This is a genomic window from Providencia sp. PROV182 (assembly GCF_028480325.1).
Lineage (GTDB): Bacteria > Pseudomonadota > Gammaproteobacteria > Enterobacterales > Enterobacteriaceae > Providencia > Providencia hangzhouensis.
Window position 1 is genome coordinate 43217 of the sequence record NZ_JAMPOL010000024.1, and the last position, 26334, is coordinate 69550.

The 26334-nt window shown below is 40.3% G+C and carries 21 protein-coding genes and 1 pseudogene; 9 read left to right on the forward strand and 13 right to left on the reverse strand.

Annotated features, from left to right (window positions below):
• Positions 1 to 175: 175 nt before the first annotated feature.
• A complete protein-coding gene (locus PR834_RS16745; protein ID WP_110592703.1) occupies positions 176 to 2230 on the forward strand; it encodes a TonB-dependent receptor domain-containing protein in 2055 nt (684 codons plus the stop codon).
• 61 nt (positions 2231 to 2291) lie between these two features.
• Complete coding sequence (locus tag PR834_RS16750) at positions 2292 to 3149, forward strand: alpha/beta hydrolase (protein ID WP_272525046.1); 858 nt, start codon at positions 2292 to 2294, stop codon at positions 3147 to 3149.
• 2 nt (positions 3150 to 3151) lie between these two features.
• On the opposite strand, the gene PR834_RS16755 is transcribed toward PR834_RS16750, so the two are convergent.
• Complete coding sequence (locus PR834_RS16755; RefSeq protein ID WP_004262950.1) at positions 3152 to 4084, reverse strand: LysR substrate-binding domain-containing protein; 933 nt, start codon at positions 4082 to 4084, stop codon at positions 3152 to 3154.
• A gap of 601 nt (positions 4085 to 4685) precedes the next feature.
• Here PR834_RS16755 and PR834_RS16760 point away from each other — a divergent pair.
• The 7 genes from PR834_RS16760 (at position 4686) to PR834_RS16790 (ending at position 13569) form a co-directional block, all read left to right on the forward strand.
• On the forward strand, positions 4686 to 5291 hold the full coding sequence (locus tag PR834_RS16760; RefSeq protein WP_036958612.1) for an ankyrin repeat domain-containing protein: 606 nt from the start codon (positions 4686 to 4688) through the stop codon (positions 5289 to 5291).
• A gap of 35 nt (positions 5292 to 5326) precedes the next feature.
• Positions 5327 to 6250 carry a DUF2877 domain-containing protein gene (locus PR834_RS16765; protein WP_272525047.1) on the forward strand — a complete coding sequence of 308 codons (924 nt, stop codon included), beginning with the start codon at positions 5327 to 5329 and terminating at the stop codon, positions 6248 to 6250.
• The gene (gene fdrA / locus PR834_RS16770; RefSeq protein ID WP_004262956.1) at positions 6240 to 7790 is read left to right on the forward strand and encodes an acyl-CoA synthetase FdrA; all 1551 of its coding nucleotides are present in this window, start codon (positions 6240 to 6242) and stop codon (positions 7788 to 7790) included. Before PR834_RS16765 ends, fdrA begins: the two co-directional genes overlap by 11 nt.
• Positions 7790 to 9205 (forward strand): DUF1116 domain-containing protein, encoded by a 1416-nt coding sequence (locus tag PR834_RS16775; RefSeq protein ID WP_272525048.1) that lies wholly within the window; start codon positions 7790 to 7792, stop codon positions 9203 to 9205. The genes fdrA and PR834_RS16775 overlap by 1 nt, the downstream gene beginning before the upstream one ends.
• Before the next feature lie 244 nt (positions 9206 to 9449).
• Positions 9450 to 11012 carry a hypothetical protein gene (locus PR834_RS16780; protein WP_004262962.1) on the forward strand — a complete coding sequence of 521 codons (1563 nt, stop codon included), beginning with the start codon at positions 9450 to 9452 and terminating at the stop codon, positions 11010 to 11012.
• 76 nt (positions 11013 to 11088) lie between these two features.
• Positions 11089 to 12039 carry a carbamate kinase family protein gene (locus PR834_RS16785; protein WP_004262965.1) on the forward strand — a complete coding sequence of 317 codons (951 nt, stop codon included), beginning with the start codon at positions 11089 to 11091 and terminating at the stop codon, positions 12037 to 12039.
• Between the two features lie 141 nt (positions 12040 to 12180).
• The gene (locus PR834_RS16790) at positions 12181 to 13569 is read left to right on the forward strand and encodes an amidohydrolase family protein (RefSeq protein ID WP_272536794.1); all 1389 of its coding nucleotides are present in this window, start codon (positions 12181 to 12183) and stop codon (positions 13567 to 13569) included.
• A 44-nt stretch (positions 13570 to 13613) separates the two neighbouring features.
• Here PR834_RS16790 and PR834_RS16795 read toward each other — a convergent pair whose 3' ends face one another.
• The 12 genes and pseudogenes from PR834_RS16795 to sctS form a co-directional block, all read right to left on the reverse strand.
• Positions 13614 to 14588, reverse strand: a complete 975-nt coding sequence (locus tag PR834_RS16795; protein ID WP_140171948.1) for a nucleoside hydrolase — start codon at positions 14586 to 14588, stop codon at positions 13614 to 13616.
• A 24-nt stretch (positions 14589 to 14612) separates the two neighbouring features.
• Positions 14613 to 15614 carry a LacI family DNA-binding transcriptional regulator gene (locus PR834_RS16800; protein ID WP_272536795.1) on the reverse strand — a complete coding sequence of 334 codons (1002 nt, stop codon included), beginning with the start codon at positions 15612 to 15614 and terminating at the stop codon, positions 14613 to 14615.
• A 76-nt stretch (positions 15615 to 15690) separates the two neighbouring features.
• The gene (locus PR834_RS16805) at positions 15691 to 17076 is read right to left on the reverse strand and encodes an MFS transporter (RefSeq protein WP_004262975.1); all 1386 of its coding nucleotides are present in this window, start codon (positions 17074 to 17076) and stop codon (positions 15691 to 15693) included.
• 231 nt (positions 17077 to 17307) lie between these two features.
• Entirely contained in the window at positions 17308 to 17559 is a 252-nt protein-coding gene (locus PR834_RS16810) for an acyl carrier protein (protein WP_164454824.1), read from the reverse strand.
• A 1-nt stretch (position 17560) separates the two neighbouring features.
• On the reverse strand, positions 17561 to 19150 hold the full coding sequence (locus PR834_RS16815) for a hypothetical protein (RefSeq protein ID WP_262960607.1): 1590 nt from the start codon (positions 19148 to 19150) through the stop codon (positions 17561 to 17563).
• A gap of 47 nt (positions 19151 to 19197) precedes the next feature.
• Positions 19198 to 20301: an IpaD/SipD/SspD family type III secretion system needle tip protein gene (locus PR834_RS16820; protein WP_272525051.1), complete on the reverse strand. Its 1104-nt coding sequence runs from the start codon at positions 20299 to 20301 to the stop codon at positions 19198 to 19200.
• A gap of 2 nt (positions 20302 to 20303) precedes the next feature.
• Complete coding sequence (locus tag PR834_RS16825; RefSeq protein WP_272525052.1) at positions 20304 to 21464, reverse strand: hypothetical protein; 1161 nt, start codon at positions 21462 to 21464, stop codon at positions 20304 to 20306.
• 18 nt (positions 21465 to 21482) lie between these two features.
• A complete protein-coding gene (gene sctE, locus PR834_RS16830) occupies positions 21483 to 23516 on the reverse strand; it encodes a type III secretion system translocon subunit SctE (protein ID WP_272525053.1) in 2034 nt (677 codons plus the stop codon).
• A 12-nt stretch (positions 23517 to 23528) separates the two neighbouring features.
• Positions 23529 to 24029 carry a type III secretion system translocator chaperone SicA gene (gene sicA, locus PR834_RS16835; protein WP_272536796.1) on the reverse strand — a complete coding sequence of 167 codons (501 nt, stop codon included), beginning with the start codon at positions 24027 to 24029 and terminating at the stop codon, positions 23529 to 23531.
• Between the two features lie 92 nt (positions 24030 to 24121).
• Positions 24122 to 25242, reverse strand: a pseudogene (locus PR834_RS16840) (EscU/YscU/HrcU family type III secretion system export apparatus switch protein).
• A 20-nt stretch (positions 25243 to 25262) separates the two neighbouring features.
• Positions 25263 to 26057 carry a type III secretion system export apparatus subunit SctT gene (gene sctT, locus PR834_RS16850; RefSeq protein WP_094960861.1) on the reverse strand — a complete coding sequence of 265 codons (795 nt, stop codon included), beginning with the start codon at positions 26055 to 26057 and terminating at the stop codon, positions 25263 to 25265.
• Entirely contained in the window at positions 26054 to 26326 is a 273-nt protein-coding gene (gene sctS, locus PR834_RS16855) for a type III secretion system export apparatus subunit SctS (RefSeq protein WP_004262998.1), read from the reverse strand. Before sctS ends, sctT begins: the two co-directional genes overlap by 4 nt.
• Positions 26327 to 26334: the final 8 nt, after the last annotated feature.

Consider the following 26334-nt stretch of genomic DNA (forward strand, 5'->3'; position numbering starts at 1 on the left):
CGTCACGCTTGGTCAAAACGGTAAAAGGGGGGAAACACCGTAAGTGAAAATTCTTAGCTGAGATCAAATATTGCTCATAAATTAGCTAGCTCATTATTTATTTTTGATATGTTTTAGTGATAATATTCGCAAACAATATAATTATCATTCTCATTTATATTTACTAGGGATAACTATGACTTTGCAATATCACTACACCCTTATTGCCGCCGGTGTTTGTGCGGCTTTATCTTCATTTAGCGCTACAGCAGCAGACAATAAAACAGATACCATGGTCGTCAGTGCGTCAGGCTTCTCGCAACAACTGCGTGATGCTCCTGCTAGTGTGACCGTGATCAGTGCAGACCAATTACAAAATAAACCTGTCCGTGACCTCGCCGATGCCGTTAAAGACGTGGAAGGGGTGAGTATCGTTGGTGCTGCCAACAAACAAGATATTAATATCCGTGGCTTACCCGGCGAATATACTTTGATATTGGTCGATGGACGTCGTCAAAACAGCCGTGAATCACGTCCAAATGGGAGCGGTGGTTTTGAAGCGGGCTTTATGCCACCTGTCGAAGCGATTGAACGCATCGAAGTGATCCGTGGTCCTATGTCCTCCCTGTATGGTTCTGATGCGATGGGTGGTGTTATCAATATCATCACCAAAAAAGTGACCAATGAATGGCATGGTAGCGTCACAACGGGTGCGATTATCCAAGAAAATAGTGATAGCGGTAATTCAACCGACGGTAACTTCTACCTATCTGGCCCATTAATTCAAGATAAACTCGGCCTGCAATTGTATGGTGGTGGTAACTACCGTCAGGAAGATAAAATCTTAGAAGGTCATCATCAACGTGATAACCGCAGCTTAACAGCCAAATTAACCTTTACACCACAAGAGAACCAAACGTTCTTATTAGAAGCGGGTCGTAGCACCCAAGAGAAAACATCGACACCAGGTAAATCTGGATCTGAATATGAAATTCGTGGTGGGGACAAGCAATATAATTCCAAAGAAGAGTGGCATAATGACCGCAACCATGCAGCTCTGACTTATAAAGGTGAGTGGGATTCTTTTAATACTGAGCTCAGTGTTTACCAAGAAAAAACCAAACGTAAAATAAAATCCCAAGACCGTAATCAAACAACAGGGCATTGGGAAGGCGGTTATGAAGACCGCGTACCCGAAATTACCAATACCGTTGTTGATGGAAAAGTGGTGGCTTTCCTGCCGGACAACATCTTAACCGTCGGCGGGCAATATCAGTACTCAAAACTCAAAGACAGCTCCTTGGTCTCAAAAGGCGTAATGGAAAAAACCAGTATGTCAGTCGATCAATCAGCACTGTTTGTCGAAAATGAATTTACCGCAACGGATGATCTGATCTTAACCGGTGGACTACGTTTAGATCACCACGAAACTTATGGCAACCATTGGAACCCAAGGGGTTATGCCGTTTATTATCTGACGGATGAGATCACAATTAAAGGGGGCGTTTCTTCAGCTTTCCGTGCACCTACATTACGTGAAATCAGTAAAGGCTATGGCACCTCTACCCAAGGTGGTAACGGGATTATCTACGGTAATCCAGACCTCAAACCGGAAAAAAGTGTTAGTGAAGAAATCAGTATTGCCTATAACCATGAATCTGGCTTTAATGCGAGCTTAACGTTCTTTAATACCGACTTCAAAAACAAGCTAACTAGCTACTCACTTAATCAAGCCGATCCTAACCACCCTAACCTCACGTTATATACCTACGATAATGTGGGTAAAGCGAACATCAAAGGTGTTGAAGTTGCAACAGGTATTCCTATCGCACAGGATTGGAACCTCAACCTAAATTACACATACACCGATTCCGAACGTAAAAGTGATGATGAGAAATTAGGTAACGGTATTTCCTTAAAAGGTTATCCATTGGATAAAACACCAAAACATATTGCTAATGCGAAATTGGATTGGAACTTCAATGAAGATCTCACTTTATACACACGTGCGCATTATGAAGGAAAACAGGTGTGGGCAGCACAACGTAATGGTTCTAAAGTGCCTCGCTATCGTAGTGGCTATACCACTATGGATGTCGGCGCAACCTATCAATTATTTAAAAACACTAAACTGAACTTTGCGGTGCTAAATATTGGTAATGAAAAAGGACCTAAAATTGATAAAGTTGATGGCAACTGGGATGTTGAAGACGGACGCCGTTATTGGGCGAACGTTAACGTTAGTTTCTAATTAACTCTGAGGGTATGCCTGTTTCAGGTATACCCTCAAAACCTTTAAATAGACTCAATAAATGAATAAAATCATATTAAGTGGCATATTACTGTGTATGACCAGTTCCGCATTTTCCCGCCCAAGCCAAACCATTCCACCCTTGGATAAAACTGTCAGCCAATTTTACGATATCCAACAAACGGATATGACCTACGGTGACCGTGCGCTGCGCATTTACAGTGCGGTACCCTATAATGTCACCGCACAACGCCCTGTCCTGTATATGCTTGATGGCAATGGTTTATACCCCAAAGCGGTTAATCGCGCAGTTGAAAAGCTGCCAGCGGATAAACTACCGATTATTATTGGGATTGGTTACCCCATTGACGAAGCCTTTCCAAAAGCATGGCGAACTTACGACTATACCCCACCCGTTGCCGGTGAAGATTTTAAACAAGGGGGCGGCTCCCCTGCGCTATACCAATATTTAACTGACACAGTCCGCCCATGGGCAGAACAACGGTTTCCTATTGATAAAAGCAAGCAAACCCTATTTGGCCATTCATTTGGCGGATTATTTACCTTGATGGCATACCAACAACAGCCGGATGATTTCCAGTTTTATGTTTCTGCCAGCCCGTCATTATGGTGGGGCAAAGGAAGTATGGTGGATTTAGCAAAATTGACAGCTAAACAGGCCAGTTCCCCCCTGTTTGTGACTTTAGGTGGTTTAGAAGAGAGCCCTGATTTATCCAAACTCAGCACCGAACAGGTGAAAAATTACCAAATGCGCAAAAGTTGGATTAGCACACGCCAAGTTTGCACTGAAATTGCAAACCACCAAAGGCACTGTGAATTTATGTTGTTCGACGGCAAAAACCACGGTTCAGTGATCCCTGACGCCATCGATAAAGCCCTTGATGTCGCTAGCCAATAATACTAATTGATGGGTTTTAGGAGATCGCTGTAGAGGTCTGCTAGAACCCCCTTTTCGCCAAATTCTTTGCGGATCCACTGCGTCACAAGCCCAGTAGCTGAATGTTGTGTGGCTAATAGCATATGGGAATCTTGTCGTGGGTTCTGAATTTGTTTTGTTACCAACAAACCATGTTTAACATGGTCTTTGATCATATAATCGGGTAAAAAGCCAATCCCTTCACCGAGTATCTGACACTGGCATTTAGTATTAAAATCAGGAACTTGAATTGCCTCTTGCCCATGTAGTAGCCAGCCCACCCGCTTATTAATGGTATGCGCGGTATCCTCTACCATAATATTTGGATAAAGACGCAACTGGCTCTCAGCGATGGGCTCTGGCATCAGCGCCAAAGGGTGAGTTGCCGCTATAGCAAATTGCCAGTGAATCGCACCAATTTCAGTGTAGTCAATTCCACCGCCATCCATCAAAGTACCCGGAGCGCCAATCGCAATATCCGCATGGTTATTAATAATGGCATCCCAAACCCCATTGTACACTTCTGTTGTCACTGTAATGTGGCAGGTAGCAAACTGTTTTTTTAATATTTGCAATAACCTAGCGGTATGATACGGCGTATATAATAACTGATTAATACAAATACGTACCCGCGCTTCAATACCTTGCTCAATAGAATAAATACTTTTTTGAATGGAATGGAAATTATTAAGCAAGTCGGTTGCTTTGCGGTAAAAATAATAACCGGCTTCGGTGAGTTCAATATTACGGGTATTACGAATAAATAACGCCACATCTAAATAGGTTTCGATACGTTTGATGGTATAACTCACCGCGGAGGTGGTCACGCCTAATTCTTCCGCTGCTTTACTAAAACTCGCAAACTTCGCCGCTGTTGTGTAAGTCAGTAAGTTTTCTTCCGTAAAAATTGAGTTCATACCCACCGCCAAAAATGTTTAAAATTTAGACAAATTATATTTTTATGTGAATAAAATTCAATAACGTAAAAATCAGATTATTTTTCGAGCACTTTTTTATAGCTTAACAGAATTATTAACAACTGGAATAGATTAAATTTGATATGCATTTTCGCCAAGTAAAAACCACACCTTTAAAGTAACTATTAATATTCGAAATACCTAATATTATTGAATTAAATAGGCAAACCAAGTATTAACATTCGATACGATTGCGATCAATAAAATTACAAATTTAACAAATTAAAAACTTTCAATTTGATGTCTATCACAGAACTGAGTAAATCATGATTTTCGATTTTAATTAACAAAGAAAATCACACAATTCGGGTCAAAAAACAGCCATAAACTATCAAATAACGATTAAAAAGAATGCTCACACGCACAAAAAAGCCGGATTATTGAATTTAATTCAACAATCAAACGCCTCATTGATGAATTAAATTTAAACGGATTCTTTTTATTAATGACAATTGCTATGCTCTAATCATTATATATTCGAAGTCACCTTTAAATTGTCTTTATCTATGTTGGTAATAAAAACCAACCTAAGGGGAAAATGATGACCGCTAGTACTCTCGCTCACGATTTTTTAACCGCCGCTGAACAAGGACAATTAGAAATATTAAAAAGTTGTCTTGAAAAAGGTGTAGATATTAATACCACCAACCGTCAGGGCCGTACAGCTATCGTCAATGCCAGCCTAAATAAACATTATGAATGTGTTTCTTTTCTGATTAATGCAGGGGCGGATATTAATAAACAAGACCAAACGTGTTTTAACCCTTTCTTATTAAGTTGTCTTAATAATGACCTCACTTTATTGCGTATTGTCTTGCCTGCAAAACCAAATTTAGATTTATTGACCCGTTTTGGTGGTGTGGGAATTACACCTGCTAGTGAAAAAGGCCATGTAGAAATTGTTCGTGAATTACTTGAAAAAACCGATATTAATGTCAACCACACCAACTTTGTAGGTTGGACACCACTATTAGAAGCTATCGTACTCAACGACGGTGGCGAAAAACAGCAGCAAATCGTTAAATTGCTATTAGACCATGGCGCAAACCCTCACATGACTGATAAATATGGTAAAAAACCATTAGAGCTAGCACGTGAAAAAGGCTATAACGAGATTGCTGAGTTACTGATTGCAGCTGGAGCCTAGCGAAATCATAGACTCTAAATAGGATAAGGAGGCATGTGAACGCATCCATATCTCATCGGCAAAGGTTATACGGGCTAACGGCTGATACACATTTTCTCAATCTGTTAAATCAGCCACAACCCCAAGGAACGGTAGAACAAGTATTTAATAAAGCCATTAACTTTTCTATTGATAATGTACTTTATACTTTGCTTTGTTCTCAATTAGATAATGCACCAAATAGTTGCCGATTAATCAATAAAGACTTTTCTCTTTTCGATATTAAAGAAGGAGAGACTATTAATTTATCGAATAAAGAAATATTGATTGGTAGTCATTATTTAATATCATTTTCTTTATGTAAAGAATGGCGGCAACCAGTTATCAACTTTAGTGATAACGAACTAAAGAAATCAAATTATTTATTATATATCGAAGAACAAATAAGTAATTTGGATTTAATCTTAACTGAAAATAAAAATTCTCTATTTAAATATCAGGGAGATAATTTTTTTTATCTCTCTATGACAGAGCAATTGGTTCAATTACGCTCTGAATTGATTGAGTCAATAATTAAGAAAAATAAAGAAAATATTATTTATGTGATCCGCCAGTTTGTTGGATTAGGTATCGGGCTAACACCTTCAGGAGATGATTACTTAGTTGGGTTAATGGCATTTTTATTATTAACCGGTCACCCGGCTGCCACTTTTTACCCTGAGTTTTATCAAGGAATAACCCAAAGCTTAAGCCAGACGACACCTATCAGTGCCATCACATTAGAAAAAGCATTAAACCGAGAATATCGCGAAAATATGCAGCAATTAATTCAATCATTAGTTGATGCGAAAGAAACACATATTTATCCACAATTTTTAGAGATTTTAAATATCGGGTCGAGTTCTGGCAGCGACATGCTATTTGGCTTGCGAGATGCCCTGTATATCACCCATTATTTCGGAGAAAACTATGTCGACTAAAGTTGTCATAAAAAAGAATACCTATTTTGATTCCGTATCACTGATGTCTATTTCAACAAAAGCCAATCAACTCGACAATGTTGAGCAAGCGTTTGTCGCAATGGCAACAGAGATGAACAAAGGTGTTTTACGTAATTTAGGGTTACTAACACCTGAATTGGAAGAGGCCAAAAATGGCGATTTAATGATTGTCATTAAAGGCCCAAGCGATGAAGCTAACGAAGCCACATTAATTGCTATCGAAGATCTATTTAATAAGAAAAACCAAGGCGGCGGGCAGCATGAAGCCAAATACGCCACCATTAATTCAGCGAAAACACATATCCCAGATGCCAACCTTGCCGTCATTTCAGTAAATGGTCAGTTTGCTGCCCGTGAAGCACGCATTGCGTTAGAAAATGACCTCAATGTCATGCTATTTTCCGATAACGTCTCTATTGAAGATGAACTCGCACTTAAACAGCTGGCTAGCAAAAAAGGCTTACTGATGATGGGCCCTGACTGCGGAACTGCCATTATCAATGGAACCGCGCTGTGCTTTGGTAATAGCGTTCGCCGTGGCAGCATTGGCATCATCGGTGCATCCGGTACGGGTAGTCAAGAACTTAGCGTCCGCATACACGAATTTGGCGCAGGGGTTTCCCAATTAATTGGTACTGGTGGTCGCGATTTAAGCGAGAAAATTGGCGGTATCATGATGATTGACGCCCTGAAAATGCTTGATGCCGATGATGAAACCCAAGTTATCGCATTGATCTCTAAGCCACCAGCTCCTAACGTTGCGAAAAAAGTGTTAGAACAAGCGGAAAAATGCCACAAACCGGTTGTTGTGTGTTTCTTAGGTAGCCAACCACTACCAGAAGACAAACCCGGTCTAACCTTTGCTCAGGGCACCAAAGAAGCCGCACTGAAAGCCGTTCTATTAACCGGTATTCGCAAAGAAGATTTAGATTTACACCCTCTTAATTTACCACTTATTGACGAAGTCAGAGCAAAACTGAAACCTGAGCAGAAATATATTCGTGGCTTATTCTGTGGTGGAACGCTATGTGATGAAGCCATGTTTGCGGCATTGGAAAAATACGATGATGTTTACAGCAATATTCAGCCAAACCCTGATTATCGCTTAAAAGACCTCAACAAAAGTATTGCGCACACTTTCCTCGACTTTGGTGATGACGACTTTACCAACGGTAAACCGCACCCAATGATCGACCCTACCAACCGCATTGAACGCTTATTACAAGAGGCTCGCGACCCTGAAGTTGGCGTCATTATGATGGACTTCGTTTTGGGCTTTGGTTCTCACGAAGACCCAGTAGGCGTGATGATCGACGCAATTAAAGAAGCGAAGAATATTGCCAAACAAGATGGGCGTGAATTAGAAATTTTAGGCTATGTGCTGGGTACTGACCAAGACACACCGTCGATGGATGCGCAGGTCAAAATGCTAACAGATGCCGGCGTTATCTGGGCAAGTAGCAGCACCAATACCGGTTTATTAGGGCGTGAGTTTGTATGGAAAGGGGAGAAAGCATAATGACTTCATTATTTAAGCAGCCATTAAATGTCATCAATGTTGGCATCGAAATGTTCAGTGATGACCTAAAAAAACAACATGTTCCAGTTACGCATTTAAACTGGACTCCTCCCGGACAAGGCAACGTTGCGGTTATCCGCGCCCTCGACCAAATTGAAGGTAATGCCGCACTACAAGAAAAAATTGCGGCCGCCAATGCCCAAGCGCTTGAGCGCATTATTCAATCTCAACCTGTGTTAATCGGTTACGACCAAGCGATTAATGTGGTTCCGGGCATGACCAAAAATACTATCCTACACGCAGGCCCACCGGTTGCTTGGAAAGATATGTGTGGCGCGATGAAAGGTGCGGTGACGGGAGCGCTGGTTTTTGAAGGCTTAGCGAAAGACTTAGCCGATGCAGAACGTGTTGCGGCCTCGGGGGATATCATTTTCTCCCCTTGCCATGAACACGATTGTGTAGGTTCGATGGCTGGTGTCACTTCAGCATCGATGTTTATGCATATCGTTGAAAATAAAACCTATGGCAACCGTGCATTCACTAACCTCAGTGAGCAAATGGCGAAAATCCTGCGCATGGGTGCCAATGACCAAAGTGTAATAGACCGTTTAAATTGGATGCGTGATGTATTAGGCCCAATGCTGCGCGACGCAATGAAAATCGTTGGTGAAATCGACCTGCGTTTGATGCTTGCTCAAGCACTGCATATGGGCGATGAGTGCCATAACCGCAACAATGCAGGGACAACCTTACTGATTCAAGCGCTTACAACAGGGATCATTCAAACTGATTTCTCTGTCGCCCAGCAAAAAGAAGTATTTGATTTTGTTGCAAGCAGCGATTACTTCTCCGGCCCAACGTGGATGGCGATGTGTAAAGCATCAATGGATGCGGCTCACGGTATCGAATACAGCACTGTTGTCACGACCATGGCGCGTAATGGCTATGAATTTGGTTTACGCATTAGTGGACTACCAGATCAATGGTTCACAGGGCCTTCTCAGCAAGTTATCGGCCCAATGTTTGCAGGCTACAAACCTGAAGACTCTGGTTTAGATATCGGTGACTCCGCAATCACAGAAACCTACGGTATTGGCGGTTTTGCTATGGCAACAGCGCCAGCTATTGTGGCACTCGTTGGCGGTACGGTAGAAGAAGCGGTCGATTTCTCTCGCCAAATGCGTGAAATCACCTTAGGTGAGAACCCGAACGTGACTATTCCATTACTGGGCTTTATGGGTATCCCTACAGCTATTGATATTACGAAGGTTTCAGCCAGTGGTATTTTACCTGTTATCAACACAGCCATTGCCCATAAAGATGCGGGCATCGGTATGATTGGGGCAGGTATTGTTCACCCACCGTTTGATTGCTTTGAAAAAGCCATGTTGGCCTACGCACAGAAATATGCTTAGTTTTCAATCATAAAAAAGACGCCCAACTCCGGTTGGGCAATAAAAATAAAACGTGAACCCTGATTAATTTTATTTGAAAAACAGTGCTGTAACTCAAAATGTAGGGGTATACCCTAAATAATTTGAATTGCAGCTAGGCGGCAAGTAAATGAGTCCCTAGGAGCATACACAAGTATGTGACTAGGGTGAATGAACGCAGCCAACAACGCTGCGGTTCAAAGTATGACGGGTATGGGAGTATTTTATGAATATACTAAATATCAAATGGAAACGTGGGGATTTGGCCGCCTACTTTGGCTTAATGACCAATAACCTAACCAACCTACTCACCATGATGGGTCTCTTGATTTTCGTTGTCGGCATCCCATCAGAAATTGTTTACGGCCGTATCGCACCAGCCTTTGGTTTCGCTGTTTTACTTGCCAGCGTGAGCTATGCTTACTTTGGCCAGCAAATGATAAAGCAAACTGGACGCAATGATGTCACCGCTTTACCATCAGGGCCCAGTGCGCCTTCTATCTTTACGGTGACGTTCTTAGTCATCATGCCTGTCTACCAAACAACACAGAATGCTGAATTTGCGATCCAAATTGCGCTGGTTTGGTGTTTTGTCGAATCAATGATCCTCGTCGGTGGTTCTTTCTTAGGTGAAACCATCCGTAAGATGATCCCACGCACCGTACTGTTATCCTGTTTGTCCGGTTTAGGATTACTGTTACTAGCGATGAACCCGATGCTGCAAGCATTTGAAGCACCAACGGTTTCATTCATTGTGCTGTTATTAATTTTCATTAACTGGTTTGGTAAAAAACCGATTTTTGCTCGCATCCCAACTGGCTTATTGCTGCTAATTGCCGGTACGGTATTGGCATGGGTTTCTGGCTTGCAAAGTGCGGAAGCAATCAAAGACTCAATGGCATCATTTGGTTTCAACCCGCCGGGCATCCATATTGATAGCTTCTTCCAAGGCCTGCCACACGCTCTGCCTTACTTAGCGTCTGCGGTACCACTTGGCTTAGCAAACTATATCTTCGACCTTGAAAATATTGAAAGTGCGCATGCTGCAGGTGATGAATATAATACTCGTAAGGTCATGTTAGCTAACGGTTTATCGTCTACAGTTGGCTGTTTTATGGGTAACCCATTCCCTGTCACTGTTTACGTCGGCCATGCGGGTTGGAAAGCCATGGGCGCTAGTGTGGGTTATACCCTAGCATCCGGTATCACTATGTTTATCGTCCCATTATTCGGTATCGGCGCTTTTATGTTAGCTATCATTCCAATGACCGCTATCGTGCCAATACTGGTGTTTATCGGGGTCGTCACCGCCAACCAAGTTGTGCGAGAAACGCCAAAAATTGAAGTTCCCGTTATCTTTATCTGTCTATTCCCATGGATTGCTAACTGGGCATTGACGATGGTTAATAGTGTCATGGGCGCGGCGGGCACCTCTGCGAGTGCAATTGGTGTTGAAACCTTGCTACACAAAGGTGTTTATTACCAAGGTCTAGTTCATTTAGGTAACGGTGCGCCGTTAGCCAGTATGTTATGGGGCTGTATTGCTATCTTTGCTATCCTCAACCAACCACTGCGTGGAGCCATTGCTGCTGCAGCGGGAGCAATATTAGTATTCTTCGGAATTATTCACTCCCCAGCGGTCGGAATTGCTACTGGTTCAACCTTGATGTTTGTTTACGCATACCTCATGATGGCAGCTTTATTTGTACTCAAACACTTTTTAGATAGCCGGAAATCGGTGGAAGAACAACAAGCTGAAAAATCTGAGAAACTCAGTAAGTCAGTGTAACTAAGCCAACCTTTTATAGTAGGTGTGCGCTGTACACCTACTATCAGCTAAATCTCTGTCTCAGGAAATATTAACAATGAAAGAACTCGTGGTTGTTGCCATCGGGGGCAACAGTATTATCAAAGATAACAACAGCCAGTCTATCGAAGCTCAAGAAAAAGCCGTTCAAGAAGTCGCACATCATATTAGTGACATGCTTGAAGGTAATTACAACATTGTTTTGACCCATGGAAATGGACCTCAAGTTGGATTAGATTTGCGCCGTGCAGAAATTGCACACGAAACCGAAGGTTTACCTTTAACACCGCTGGCTAACTGTGTGGCAGATACTCAAGGTGGAATTGGCTATTTAGTTCAACAAGCTTTGACTAACGTCTTAGCAAAACGCCATAACCGCCAAGCAATTACGGTAGTGACACAAGTTGAAGTCGATAAAAACGACCCAAACTTTAGCGCGCCAACCAAGCCGATTGGGGCATTTTTTACTGAGCAACAAGCTCAGCAATTACAGCAAGAAAACCCAAACTGGCATTTTGTTGAAGACTCTGGTCGCGGTTACCGCCGTGTGGTGGCCTCCCCCGAACCAAAACGTGTGATTGAATCACAAGCGATCCGCACTTTAACAGAACACAATTATGTGGTGGTTGCTGCAGGTGGTGGCGGTATTCCAGTCATTGATAACGGCAATGGTGGCTACAAAAGTGTTGACGCGGTGATTGATAAAGACCTCTCAACAACTTTACTGGCGAAAGAGCTCAATGCCGATATTTTAATTATCACCACAGGTGTCGAAAAAGTGTGTATTCACTTCGGCAAACCTGAACAAAAAGCGCTTGGCGAAACCAGCACTAGCGACATGCAACGCTACATGGAAGAAGGCCATTTCCCAGCGGGTAGCATGTTACCGAAGATTGAAGCTAGCCTATCGTTTATTGCTAATGGCGGTAAACGTGTGATCATCACCACCCCTGAAAAGCTACCAGAAGCCTTACGCGGTGAAACGGGAACCCATATTGTTCAAGGGTAAGTTTCTATAATCTGGATCATGCGAATTTTTTGTTAGTCGCAAACCGCAATATTCCTCAGATCGTTTGATGACGATCTGAGTGGGTAAGTGTCGCTTAAAAACAGGAAATTCGACAGTAAATGGATATCACTAGGAGTTTCTATGAAAGCAGAAAAATCATCAGGCAGAAGAGAGTTCCTTTCCACCAGCGCTAAAGTCGCAGCCGCTTGCACTTTATTCGGCGCGGTATCGGGCTTTGCCTCCGCTCAAGACCAAACTAGCCAAAAAGCAGGCCAGTCCAGTATTACGGATAAACATTATTACCTCGATGACGTATTACTCGAAACTGGCTTTAATTACCAAGATTCAACGGTCGTCGGCACCCAAACCGCATTACACACTGTAGAAATCCGGGACGGTAAAATTGCAGCCGTTTTACCGAATAAACAGCATGCTGATGGCACATTAAATGCCTATAGTGCGCAAGGCAAACTGATGCTACCAGCCTTTCGTGACATGCATATCCACCTTGATAAAACCTTCTATGGCGGGCCATGGCAAGCGCCACAGTCACGTGAAGGCAAAACCATTATGGATATGATCGCATTAGAGCAAAAATTGCTACCTGAGTTACAACCTTTCACGGAAGAAAGAGCGAATGCGCTGATCGCACTGATCCAATCCCAAGGATCGACCATTGCTCGTAGCCATTGTAATATCGAGCCCGTTTCCGGTTTAAAAAATTTAGAAGCCTTACAAAAAGTGCTTGGTGAACACCAACAAGACCTAACTTGCGAAATCGTCGCCTTTCCGCAACATGGTTTATTACATTCCAAGTCAGAGGGTTTAATGCGTGAAGCCATGCAAGCGGGCGCTCATTACGTTGGCGGTTTAGACCCAACCAATGTAGATAGCGCGATGGAAAAGTCTCTCGATTCGATGTTCAAAATTGCATTGGACTACAACAAAGGCGTGGATATTCATCTGCATGAAACGAGCCCTGCAGGCGTTGCCGCTATCAATTATATGATTAAAACGGTGGATGAAAACCGCAGCTTACGCGGTAAAGTGACCATCAGCCATGCCTTTGCACTGGCAACGCTCACCCCTGAACAAGCGGAAAAAACGGCAAAACAGTTGGCTGAGCAGCAAATCACCATTGCCTCTACCGTCCCGATCGGCACACTGCATATGCCACTGAAAACACTAAATAAAAATGGGGTGTTTGTGATGACCGGAACGGATAGTGTGATTGACCATTGGTCGCCCTTTGGCCTAGGCGATATGCTAGAAAAAGCCAATTTATACGCGCAGCTTTATACTCGCCCTGATGAGCTATCGCTGTCCCGTTCACTGGCCATCGCAACAGGTAATATTCTACCGTTAGATGAAAAAGGCCAACAAGTGTGGCCAGCTAAAGGCGATGACGCCAGCTTTGTGCTGCTTGATGCATCTTGTTCTGCTGAGGCAGTCGCACGGATTTCCCCAAGGTTCGCGACTTTTCATAAAGGCCATTTAGCCCACGGAATGATGCCGAAGTCTGCTTCATAGTGATAAGAGAATAGCGTCTATAGGCGCTATTCTTTCATGTCACACTATTTTTTCAGTTTAAGCGTATTAAAGATTAAATCTAATAAACCTGAGTTATCTACGGATTGCAGCACAGTAATTGGCTTTGTTTTTGGTTCAGGAACCCCGACCCGTAAGCGCAGTGCGTCATAGCAAAAGCTTTTACCGCGCAGCACTCCCTGAAGCTCAATACCTACGTGCTTTTTATCATAAGTCACCAGGCTCTTATCCAATAACCATGCTACGGTTAACACATCATGTATCCAACACCCTGCTAAATGGCGTGTCGCACGTGAATAGTCCATCCACGGTCGCATTGTTGCCACAAGAAAACGGCTCAGTGGTGTACCAATTTGAGCAAGCTTATCAAGATCCTCATGCACCATTTGCGTTTGTACGGTGACATCCATTGGCACTAAAGTCAGATTTGCTCCACTATTAAGCACCGCGTAGGCCGCTTCAGGGTCGATGCCAAAATTAGTGTCTTTCAAGTACCCCGGCACGTTAAAAACCGCCCCCATGATTACTATCTCTGCCACGTTTTTAGCCATGTCAGGAAACAACTGCATTGCTATTGCGATATTGGTTAATGGGCCAATGGCAATAATCGTGACTTGTTTTGGGTTCTGGCAAACTAACTCGCCAATACGTAACGCGGCTTCTGGGATAGACTTCGGTAAGCTAGGTATGGATGGAAGGCCATCCCATAGGTGCGTAAGTTGCGCTCGTTCAGCGCCGTTATCGAGTAGTTCACGCCATGGTGCGCTAGTTTCAACCAACGCTGACGACGCACCACGATAAACAGGAATATTTTCACCCAGTGAATGAACTAAATGACTAGCAACGTCAAAGCCAATTTCGCTAGGTGTATTACCCGAAACTGTGGTGATCATTTCCAATTTGATTTCAGGTGCAGCGATAGCCAGCGCAAGTGCTAGGCCATCATCAACATTCGCACCAACGACCCCATTACCGGGGTCGCAATCTATAATCACACGCATAAATTTCCCTGAAACAATAAATAATCAGCACCCACATGAGTGCCCGATTTGTAATTCAAATTCCACTTCACAAATGGCTTCTTTTTGCGGCCAATTTTGTAAGATGTGTATCGCTTTTTGCGCTATTTTATCAACAGGCTGGCGAACAGTTGTGAGAGTTGGAACAGTATATTCTGATTGCACTGTACCGTTAAAACATACCAGTGCAATGTCTTCTGGTACGCGTAATTTTAATTCTGCTAAGGCTTTTAAACAGCCAAAAGCTTGCAATTCATTCGTGGCAAAAATAGCTTCGGGGAATCCCTCTTCCCGCATCTGATAGATAGCTTGGTAACCCCAATCACGGGTGTATTCCCCTGATAAAATCCATTTTTGTTGTATCGTTAAGTCAGCTTCTGTGAGTGCAGCTTTCCAACCATTTAAGCGGTCTTGGGTATTGAGCATCTCATTCGGGCCACAAATAATGCCAATATTTTGATAGCCATGCTTAATGAGATGACGAGTAATTTTATAGGCTGCGAGCTTCTCATTCACTTGAATGGTACTGATCCCTTCTGTGGCTTCAATCCTATCAAGCATCACACAAGGCGTGCCTGATGACTGAATTAAATCAACATAGGGATGCCGGTCAACACTGGTATAAATTAACCCTTCCACCTGCCTTAACAGCAGGTTATTAATCAGCTCTTTTTCACGAACCCGAGAATCCCCCGCATCCCCCAGTAACAAAACATGCCCATGTTTAAACGCTTCACGCTGCAAAGCATGCGCAATAGAGGCTAAAAAGGGGTTAGAAATATCGGGGATCACTAGCCCATAAGTTTGCGTGCTCCCCGAAGCTAGGGCTTTTGCAATACCATTTGGCCGATACCCCGTTTTTTTGATTGCTGCTAACACCTTTTGCCGCGTTGCCTCTGCAACAGGACGAGGGCCATTGTTAATCACATAACTGACTACCGCAACCGAGGTTCCGGCTTCGCGGGCAACATCTACCCGCGTCACTTTACGGTCATTTGTATCTGACACCCAGCAATTCCTTTTTCTAACATGACGTTGCCAAAGAATAGCAGCCACTCTGACTTTTATATACAGCCATGCTTACTTATATCGCATCTTCTGGCAGATTTAGGTCACGGCCTCGCGTTTCTGGTGCAAAGAATGTGGTTACTAAACCAATACATGCCATCGCAATAAAATAAACGGCTATCGGCCACCAATGCCCTGTCCATGATAGTAATGCAGATGCCACCAGCGGCGCAGTGCCACCAGATAAAATAGAACCAAGCTCTTTAGCGAAAGCCATTTTAGTATAACGATTACGTACACCAAATAACTCCACGCCCCAAGCTGCTTGTACGCCAAAAATCCCTAGTGATGCTAACCCCATCCCAATAACAATGGTTGGAATAACAATCATTGGCTCTCGGGAGTCTAATAACATGAAAGCGGGCACGGCATACAACATCAGTAAAAAACAGAACCAGCGATAAACAATCCGACGCCCAAATTTATCTGATAACCACCCGGCAAATGGAATGATGGCAAAACCAAGAATTGACGCTATCAAAACCGCCGTTGTTGGCACAGATTTATCAACCAACAATATTTTGGTGACATAACCGATAATAAAGCCTTGAGCAAGATAAGATGGGCCGTTTTCACCAATACGTAACCCGACCATGGTCCAAAACGCACGCGTTTTTTGCCAAAATGAACGGTTATCTACAGGGTGAGCGACAGCATCAGATTCCAATGCGAGGCGGCGTTCTTCAGCAAGCTGTTCTTTTTGCCGCTCAAAAACTGGCGTCTCACGCATATGTTGACGAATAAATAATGCCGCCAATGCAATCAAAATACTGCCAAGGAAAGGAATCCGCCATCCCCATGACATCAAACTTTCTTTGTCCATTTGTAACACTATCAGCCAAATCATTGAGGCCAGTAATGTTCCACTGTTGGAGCCTAATGCAATAATCGAAGAAACTAAACCACGGCGTTTTACTGGCGCATATTCACCTAGCATCACAGTACCACCGGATAGCTCAGCTCCCGCCCCTAAGCCTTGAGCAAACCTTAGGATCACCAAACAAACAGGCGCCCAAACACCAATTTGTGCATGGCTGGGTATCGCACCAATGAGTGTGGTGGATAGCCCCATCAATGCAATCGTGATGACCATAACCATTTTTCGGCCATGTTTATCACCTAGCCAACCAAAAAATAACGCGCCAATCGGACGTGCAATAAACCCGACTGAATAGGCTGCAAAACTGGATAACAGCGCCATAATAGGCGTTGCATCAGGGAAGAAAACATCACCGAAAATAATACCTGCCGCTAAACCATAGAGAGCAAAGTCTGCATATTCCATGGTTGTGCCCAACCAACAAGAAAAAATCGCACGCCGAAAATCTTTCTTTCCTTCTGGTGTACTTAACCGTTCTTGCGCAGCTTGTTGGTTCGCCTCGATGTTTAATTGTGTAGCCATAGTGATAAACCCTTGGTGTTGGCGCGAAGCCTATTAATCAAAAAATCTAACTGGCGTTTTTTATTTACTTAAAGGATAGTCTACGCGCGTAGAATTAAGCAAACGAGGGTATGCTATTTTGTGAGCGTTATCACTTGATGACAAAAATATGAATTTTAGATGACTGAAATAACACGATAGGAAATAAATAAACAAAAGCCATGCTCGAATAAATACCATGGCTTTCTGTTTTTATTTGACACTCAATAGATACTCGACAATATCCTGTAAATTATACCATTTCATCCAAATTTCATCCTGAATAGGGACTTTAGTATATTGCTCAATGGCTGCTATCAACTCTAACATTTCCAAAGAATCAATATGCACATCCGCAATTAATGCCGAATCAAGAGTAAAATCATTTGTAATGCCGGAATAGGTTCGAATTAAATGAATTTGGTCGAATAACCACTGCCAATGAATTTCTGTCGATGAAGTCATTTTATTCACCTTGAGACTGCTTCGCATAATCTAATTTTTCATTTAAATTACGTGTCATTAGCCCTTCTGCAGACAATACAACTTTAGCACTACCATCAATATAAGATGTTCTATAGTGAGAGGCATTTTTAATGGCCAAAAACGATTCTGTCTCTGCCGGTTTGGTTGATTTCTCCTTTACTAGCTCTCTATTATTGCTGAGTTTCACACCTTCAGGAACTTTTTTGTCGATTAAGTAACTACCGTAGTGACTACCCAGTTTAGGCGTGATATTCAGTGGTTGCTTACTCTGACTCGCTAATTTAACAGAAGATTCAAACTGGTCTTCAATCGATTTCAATATTTGCTTTTTCTTCTCAGCTAAAGAGCCTTCGTTGCTTGGTTCGATAAAGAGTTCCGGTTCAATAGTTGCAACCTCTTGGTCATTTTTAGCATCACGATTAAGAGACTCATGATCTGGTAAAGGTTCTTTCTCTGTTGTATTTAATATCCCCTGTAATACTACGCTTTTTTGTGATATAGGCTCATTGTCATCTAATGGTTTATCACTTTCATGGGCATTTGATAAATTAATTTCTTGATCTGTCTTACTCTCATGCTTTTGATGAGAAATATACTCAGAATTTGCACTTAATGGTGAATTAGCATAATTACTTAATAAAGTTGTTTTATAATTATTTGAAATAATCCCAGGTAAATCCGTTCCTAATTGGCTGGCCAAACCATCAACCTCATCGCTCGATGATTCATTGTCAGGGTTTTCTTGTTTCACAGATTCCGTTAAATTCATTTTGACTTTTAACGGCATAATGATGCCTATTTTTTTTTCTATACTACGGAATATATTATTCAATTGCTGATACTTATCGCCATACTGATTAGCGGGAACTTTATTATATTCCATTATTAATTTAGAAATATCACTGTCTAACTGATCATTTGCTTCCGTGACTAAAAATTTATCTACTGAGTGGCTTTGAATTTCATTATCAGGGAAATATGCAGTTAATTGCTGTTTAATAGCTGGGGAAACATACTTCTCTTGGTAACGCATTACCAAGTCATTATTCCCTTTAGTTAATAAAAAATTAGCGAGTTGCGTATCTACCTTTTCTTGTTGACCATTTAAAATATCTTTAACATTTTTTTCTTTACTTAAATTTGTTGTATTTATACTTTTAACTAACTCTGTCGCTGCAGAAAGTAAAGCTCGTGGTATTTCTTGGGGCTCAAATAACGTCAATACTACCAGTGCACTTTCAGGTCTATGATTTATCTCCTGCTGCACAGTACAGCCATGATCCCCTGCATTTAATACCTTTTTAACCATCTCATGAGTAATATGACTGTCAGAAGAACTAAGTAGTTGTGTAATTTTTTCTATTTGTTGTAGATGGTTACTAGCATGTAATTCATTGACATCGCCAGAAATGTTAATTTCATTTTTAATATTATTCTTAGGTAATAAACTTTCTGTTCCCGAGGGGATAATTTTATTTATTTGATTAACAAATTCACCACGACTTTTTTGGTTATGGTTAATATTATTAATGCTAGCCTTGTATGAACTACCAATGGGTGATGTTGGCATCAAAGGTTATCCTTATAATAAAAAATTATTAATTTCTTTCATACATGTTAAATATTAACTAAACCGTTATTATATTGGTTGAGTTCTTGAATTAACTTTATCAGTAATTGAGTTAGCGTATCAAAATGACTATTATCTTGGCGGAAAGTCTCTAATAAACGAGAAACCGAACTATTAACTGCATTTTTTTGAGCATCAATTGCCGTTTGCAAGCTTTGTACAGTCTGAGCCATTAAATCCACGCCTGCAGTTTTCCAGCCGTCGTCCGTATCCTCAACATCATAAATTGTCTTCATAATTTCCCGAAGTGGGTTAAGGTCTGGGTAAATACGAATAACTTTTTTACCGTTTGGTGTTCTTGTGTCTACAACAAACCCTTGACCATCAAGTTTTTTTTTCCAAAATGCAAAAGCGGAATCACTATATTCCATTTCATATAAGTCCCAGGCACTATTTTCAGCTTTAGACCAATTCTTATAGTAATCTCTATTATTATCATTAGGCTCTGTGGTCAGAGGTTTATTTTTTCTTAGCTCTTTTTCTCTTACCTCTTTATGGTCTGTGTAATTGACAAAAAGTTCATCGAGTCGATGTAATAACTTGACCCGTTCAAAATTTATTTTTCCATCATTCCCTGCCTTAATATATTCGGATATTTTACCAAGAGCAGTATTAACATCCTGCATATATTTTGTTGCCGATTTTATGATGTTACCGAAATCTTTTTGGTATCCAGAATTAATATTATCTATTATTTTAGAAATTTCGCCAATATGACTTCGACCGTCATCAATCGGCTGAGAACGAAAAAAATGAGTTGCCGCACCACTGGGTAATGTCGCGAACTCTTCAGATAACTTTATTAATACTCTAGAGGTGTTGTCCCCTGATATTTTCAATTCTCGGATTAAAGCGTTTGCCTGTTCAGAAATATCATTTAGCTGATCAAAAACAATATTAGTTCGTTCTATAGGTTTGGCTATTTCATCACATAATTGCTCATAATAACTGACGACTTGTTGATAGATATCCAAATTAGGATCAATCAAAACACCTTCCCCGACAGGGGAAGGATTGTTATCAATTAAACCGACATTATTTACGCGTGAAAGCTGAATATTTGCTAATAGGTTCAATGATGTTGTACTCATTATTACCCTCGTATTGCAGCTTGGAATGTGCGCGTTTTAGAATCACAAATATCCCTTAAAGCTTCATCCATTTTCTTCAACAACTCAGTACTTTCACTCATCGTTTTCTCTGTATTTTCAGAGACTTTACGTGCTGCTGATGACGTTTCCTGCTCTATCATCCCTCTAGCACTTTCTGCTTTAGCCTCAGCTTGTGATGCCGACCCTGCCATATTCCCTGCGCTATCGGATAAGCGAGCCCCTTGTTCTGCTACACCACGTTTCACACTCTCTTTGGTGACGATATTGTTATGATCATTAAGCTGATTTTGGCCGTGAGCTTTCGTGCTATCCGCTGCATTTTGCATATTTTTCGCAACTAACGTTTTCTGCCCCGCAGTTGCTTGGTCAACCAACTCAATAGTACTACCGTCCTTACCTTTTAGTACGGTACTTCCGTTATTTTTTCCTGTTAACTCAGAGGTATGACTATTAAGTTTATTACCTGCATTAATATTATTAGTTCCCGTTTTTAAGTTAGTGTTTATCGATTTATTTTGCGTATGTAACGATTTCGCTTGGAATGCAGCACCTAAACCACTTACGCCTAATGAGACGCCAAAATTAATCATGGCGCTCTCCATCATTTTTTTTCCTTCTTTAATGGTAGATGTGGCGGCTGCCGCCACCATTTTGCCACTTAAGATATTAAATGCTGCATTAAGTTGGCGGTCTGAGATTTTAATTTCGGATGCAACTTTGCGGATAAGCTTTGATATTTCAACAATAATATCATTGCTGATAATACCAATATATTCACTCGTCTTCACGGAGCTAATGCTTTCAATCGCTTTTTGTTCTGCATTTTTAAAAATATGATGCAACTCATTAGCAAGTTTAGGAGGACATGCACTTAACCGTATTGCCGCCTTTTCTATTTCGTCTGAATCAAGCTCTGATAGGGCGCCCATTAATTGTTCTGGCATTATTTCTCCACTCGATGGTGACTTTAATACCGGCTTATCTGAAAATTCTGCGAGTGTTAATTGTGGCAAACTTACTAAATTAATTTCTTGTCGAGCAGATGGATGAGTTGAAACAGATATCTCTTTTTTATTTCCTAATGCTTCAGCATTGAAAACAGCTTTATTGGCTATAACGGGTTGTGTCATAATGGGTGTCATATAAAATTACTCCTTAGTTTACGCAAAGCGTGCGGTATTCATCATATCGACTTTACTTTGACCCGATTTTTGAAGGCCATTAAGCATTGATACAAACATTTCATCAAACTGCTCATAGTTTTTCGACATAGCTTGAATTAATTGATTAAGTAACTCGGTAATAGCTTCGATAGCAGAGTTATTTAACATCATACCTGCGAGCATCTCTTTCATTTTGGCTCCCATTGATGCCGCGTGTACATTTAACCCTCCTGTTGTCGCTGCATTTGCAACTGTAAGCCCTGCATTCATGCCTCTTGCAGTAACTTCTAATTTGGCCATTGCTACACTTGGATTTTTCACCGTGTCGACTTTTTTGATTTTAGCTATCGTGTTTTCGGTCGTTTTCACGCTATCTTTTGCATCATCAAATTTGTCTGCCAGCTTGGTGAATTTCGTTAACTTCACCATATCATCGGTGCTGTCAGCCACTGAATCACTCACTTTTGCAGTTTTGGTTGCCATATTACCCAATGCATTAGTTAAATTTTTTGGCATGGCTTTAATTGTACTTTTGAGTAAAGAACCCGTATTTTTGAGCAATAATTGAGCCGCGCTCTTCACCGTATTCACGATATTTTTAGCCATTGAACCCATAGAAATTAACGAAAGAGCTAAAAATGCAATCGCAGCGACAATCATTCCCACGATGCTACCAATCTGCTTAGCTTTATCTTCATCAACACCAAATTTAATCAATACATCCGTTACTACTGAAGAAATTTCATTAGCAAGCATCTGCATTAAGCTACCGTGCCCTGTTTCTTCCAATACAATGTCCGCAACCGCCATAGAAATACCAATAGCTGCAATCGCAAGTGTTAACGGTGCTGCTGTTCCAAAAGAAGCTACGGTAGCAACCACTGAAACAGCTAAAAGTACATAACTAAAAATTTTACTGGCACAAGATGCCGCTTTATTTGCTTCAGCCGCTTTACGTTCAGATTCCGCGGCCTCTTTGGCTTTTTTGTCTGAGTTTTTACGAGAGGCTTCATTGATTTTCATCATCACTGCTTCTTGCTCTTTCATGTTACGAATAGAGTCTTCATTCATAACTTTTTTAAGCTGAGCCGTCAGCATCGTTAAGAGAGATAATGTGTTCTCCCATTTCTCACCGTCAACCTCAACAGACCTAGGTACTGTTTCCATAAATACATTCAGTTTTTGGCTGGCGTCGTCAGAAATTTTTACAAGCTCATATTCCTTATTTATTAGAACTTCATAATTATTTTGAAGTTTATCGACATTTTCAGTTAACGTTCCAACATTAGCTTTAAATAAAGTTGTTGTGCTTTCTAAAGCATCACGTTTATTTGTCAACTCTTCGAGTTTATTGGTAAGCACTTCTATTTTATTTTTAATATTAACTTCTTGGTTATAAACTTCTTCTGTAATAGGTTTATCAAAAGTATTTATTTTCTCTAATCGTTGTTCACAATTGCTTAATTCTTCCTTTGTATTCGTAATATCATTTATATTATCTGCTACAGAAAATTGATGTTCCTCTAGTAAATTTAGGGTATTCGCCAACTTATTTTTACCTAAATCTAAATTACCTTTGGCCTCATCTAATTGATGTTTAATATTAAGTGCTTTTTCTGTCGAATTTGCGAAAGAATCAAGTAACTCCTTCCCTTTCTCTCGTAAAGAAGCTGATTCAAGGTTTAAAAGCTGTAACCGATTACTTAGTTCACCAATATTACCTTCATGTAACAACCGACGAATTGTCGCAAATGTTTCAACCAGTATGGCCATTGCATTAGATGTTTTATCTTGCGAAGATGATTGTGCACTTAGCATAGCTTTTGCCATCATCGGCTTATTCAGGCGAGGCGAGCCTTCTATCTTAGCTCGTTTTGCTTGTTCTCCCGATATGGACTCCCTACATACATCCTCTAAAGCTAAAACTGATTTTGTAATATCCTCACTTAGTGCTAAAGGATTACTACCTTGTAAATAGGCATTAATATTATTTATTCGCTCACTATTTCCTAAAACTTTAATATCTATCATGCCATTTCCTCGTTATATATTAGAATCTCTTTCTGAGTTTTTCTTTAATGCATTTAAATAAGCTTGAGATTTATTTTTTAAATCAATATCTGTACTGCTTTTTACAACGCTTTCAAAACAATGAATTGCGGCACTGTTTTTTTTCATCATTAAATTGCACTGTCCTGCATGGAATAGCGGGCGGTAATCATTTTTTGCCAATACAAATGCGAGAGCATATAATTCAGTTGCTTTGTCATACCGTTTCGTTAATTGATAGACAGCAGCAAGTCCCATCACATAATCTGTATTATAGAAATCATAAATACTTAGAAATCGGAAAAAAGTTTCTGCTTCTTTTAATTTACCTTGTTGATAGAACTCGTATGCATAGGAATAAATGCCATCCATTGTACTTTGTGGGATCCCGTGAATATCTTTATAAGTTGCACCATCCATTAGTGCAGTTGTAATATTGTCAAGTAATTCTTCCATATCAGATTGTTGAAAACTCTCTGTTTCCGCATTATTCATATATTTACCTTATTGTTGATATGCAATGCATAACATATACTTTATGCCTGCATCATAATTAACCGATTTGATTCTTTCTTTAAAAAAACGATTTAAGTAATAAATAAATTATTAAGTTCGCTATTATTTTTCGAATATGCCTCGTTCTCTGATATTTTTTCTAATGCTTTATCAATATCGACTCCCATTTTTACTAATTCTATACGGATTAACCATGATATTATTTGCATAACATCTTCTAATCCTTTTTCATCGATAAAACTATCATTTTTATATGACCGCCATATTTGCCTTGCTAAAACGATATCCCTAATAACTGGAACACCTTGTTGTTCCGCGTATTTAATAATTGCTTTTGCTTGTGCGCCTTTACTTTTAGAGAATAAAAAGGGTAATGGTGCAATATTCGAATCATAATAAATAAGCAATGCAATATGCGTTGGATTTGCCATTACAAATGTTGAATTACGAACATTTGATTTAACCTCTTCAGACAGTAATTCCTGATGCATTCCTCGACGTGCACTTTTGATATGAGGATCACCTTCATTATCTTTGTATTCCTTTTTAACCTCTTGCTTTTCCATTTTTAAGTTTTTAATATACAAAAAGAATTCAGCTATTGCGTCAACCAAGATAATAATAAGAGCAACTGCAAGAAAGACGACAATAAATGTTACGCACAAACTAACCCATTGGCTAATCATCCCATTAATCATTGTTCGGTAGAGCATAAAAATATCTTTACGCCAAACAATAAAAAAGACTAATGTTGATATAATAAAAACAATTAAATACAAAATCGCCTTAATTAACTCTTTCAATGAATTCAATGAAAATATTTTTTAAACCCTGCAATAGGATTTAACTTAGTAAAATCAAGCTTTATTGCTTCACTGGCCAATCTAAATCGACTTTGTAATAAAGAAATAATTGTACCGGATAAAAAACAAGTAAATAGAACAGGTAAAACAATACTTAAAAATATCGTGAAGAATTGCCAAAGTAGTGCATCAATTTTTATCTCCGTTGGAGATAAAAATATTTTTCGCATTAACCCACCCAGTTCATATAAACTAGATACGCCTTCAATAACAAATGCACTTACGACTAATACAATTGCCGCAACGCTATCTTTACTCTTAAAACTTTGCCCTTTTTTAGCTGAATCTCTAATTTTTTTATCAGTAGGTTTTTCTGTTTTTTCAGCCATATTTATTTACATCCATAAAATCAAGAAGAAAGGAATATGTCTCGCAATGGTGAAATTGAAATCATATTGACTAATATCTCTGGGACCTCATTATGGAAATAAAGTAAAAAGACACAGAAAGCGATGATTGATTTTATTGCTAAAGATAATGAAAATGCATTTAATTGAGGGCAAAAACGGGAATATAGCCCTAAGGCAACCTCTGTAATAAATAATGTCACTAATATTGGGGCAGTTAAAACAACTCCACTGACGACCATTTTATTTAACCATTCCCCCAAAGGAAGGCTATTAAATGACGTAAATCCATGGGCAAAGGGTAATAACTGATAGCTCTGTGCGAATAGATTAGCAAGTTGATACATTCCATTTTGTGCTAAGAATATCATACACGTAATATGGTTTAATAATACAGCAAGCTCCGAAGCTTCGGTTCCACTCGCAGGGTCAACAATACTACTAATCGTCTCGCCACGCTGCGCATCAATTAATTCGCCAACAATATTGGCTATCATAAAAGGCAGCGCTAACATCAGTGCTAATACGAGTCCAATCGAAATTTCATAAATAAATACATCAACAAAATTAATTTCATCCCATTGTATTTCATAGGATGAAAAAAAAGGCCATAAACCTAATGCAATATAAGCCACCACACAGTTTTTAATAATCCCACCATTAAGTAATTTGTTACTTAAAAAAGGTAATAAAAACATCACTGGTGCAATTCTCAACCAAGCTAACGCTATTTTTATCAATCCTTCTTGAAAGATAAAATAGAGCGAGGACATCAGCGATAGTATTTCCTGATTCATCCGAATAACCCGATAGCAGGGATAGCAGCGCTTAAGGTTTCTAATGCGAAATTCATTACCTTATCGGATAACCAACCAGAGATCATAAAAAGTGAGCCAAAAACAGCTAATAATTTAATACCAAAAGGTAATGTTTGCTCTTGAAGTTGCGTGACAGTTTGTAGTAACCCTACCAATAATCCTACTGCAGTAGCCACTATTACTGGTATTGCAGATAATATAACGATTAATAGCATCGTTTTATTACTTAAATAAACGATTTGATCCATAGTATCAT